We start from the raw sequence: 1,251 nt of genomic DNA on the forward strand, positions 1-1,251 counted from the left end.
TCTGTATACAGATGTCAGCGAAATTGCCGAAGACCAGAAATTTGTTGATTTAGGGTTAGACTCAATTGTCGGGGTGGAATGGACAACCACAATTAATCAAACCTACAACTTAAACCTCAAAGCCACTAAGTTGTATGATTATCCTACCTTGCTAGATTTAGTGCCATATATTGCCCAGGAAATTGCTGCTACTGGCAGTAGTAAATTACCTCAAGGTAATGGTAATGGAGGTTATCCCCAAGTATCTTCTCCAAATAATGGTTCACCAGAAGATTCTTCAAAAGAGATGAGTCAAAAAGAACGCTTACGTGCAATCCTTAATAGGGTAGCTAAGAAAGAGTTGACTGTCCAAGAGGCAAACCAACTGGTTCAAGAGATAAAAAAACAAGCTAGAGTTTAGGAGAACGACATGAGTAAAGAAAAAGTCCTCAAATTAATTAGAAAATACACTCGTGAAGTAGCACCAGAATTAGAAGAAGCTCCCCTAGAACCTACTGATAGCTTAAAAAGCTTAGGTATTGATTCAGTTAATCGGGCCGAAATTATTATGATGGTGATGGAAGATTTATCCTTGAATATTCCCCGGATTGAACTTGCTGGAGCGAATAATATTGGCGAACTTGCTGATTTATTCGCAGCGAAATTATAATATTGATCACTGTGGAAATATTAAAAGCTCTCTATCTTTGTCTGAAAGAGCGAACACTGCAATTTTAGCTGCGTGTGAGACTTGAATGCTAGCTTAAATCAAGCTTAGGCGGTCTGGGGAGCTGTCGGATTGGCGAGGTATCGACCGCGAGTGCTTGCGGACTGGATAATGCCGACGTTGCCAGTGGAATAAGGAATAGAACAGAACTGGTATGAATGAAATCAATATAACTGGTATGGGGATTGTTACCCCCATTGGTCAAGGAGTTACCCCTTTTCGGGAAGCTCTGTTATCGGGCAAAACTAAATTTGGTTATCTGCAACGACCAGGACGGGAGAACCCTAGTAAACCATTTATTGGTTCAGAACTACCGGAGCTTGATGTCAGGGCCAAATTTCCTAAACACAGTGGATTATTACGCAGTGCCACATGGACTTCACAAATTGCCATGCTCGCTTTTGCCGAAGCATGGGAAGATGCTAAACTAACCTCTGACAAGGTAAATCCGGAACGTATTGGCCTAGTCATCGGTGGCTCTAATCTGCAACAACGCCATCAGCAACAAACCTGGCAACGTTATCAATCACGTCCTGAATTTATAC

Annotated in this window: 3 protein-coding genes; all 3 read left to right on the plus strand. The window is 41.6% G+C overall.

Features of this window, described 5'->3' with window-relative positions; translation table 11 throughout:
- Positions 1-400, plus strand: a 400-nt coding sequence (locus F6K40_RS40305) for an acyl carrier protein (protein ID WP_293145982.1), incomplete at its 5' end; no start/stop codon positions are given.
- A gap of 9 nt (positions 401-409) precedes the next feature.
- Positions 410-649 carry an acyl carrier protein gene (locus F6K40_RS40310; protein ID WP_293145985.1) on the plus strand — a complete coding sequence of 80 codons (240 nt, stop codon included), beginning with the start codon at positions 410-412 and terminating at the stop codon, positions 647-649.
- A 211-nt stretch (positions 650-860) separates the two neighbouring features.
- The coding region (locus F6K40_RS40315; protein ID WP_293145988.1) for a beta-ketoacyl synthase N-terminal-like domain-containing protein at positions 861-1,251 on the plus strand (391 nt) is incomplete at its 3' end.

Origin of the sequence: Okeania sp. SIO3I5, from assembly GCF_010672085.1 — a bacterium.
In the GTDB taxonomy this organism is placed as follows: Bacteria; Cyanobacteriota; Cyanobacteriia; order Cyanobacteriales; family Microcoleaceae; genus Trichodesmium.

Excerpts from the sequence above, each read along its gene's own strand:
- F6K40_RS40310 (WP_293145985.1), top strand. The coding sequence starts at position 410 with ATGAGTAAAGAAAAAGTCCTCAAATTAATTAGAAAATACACTCGTGAA.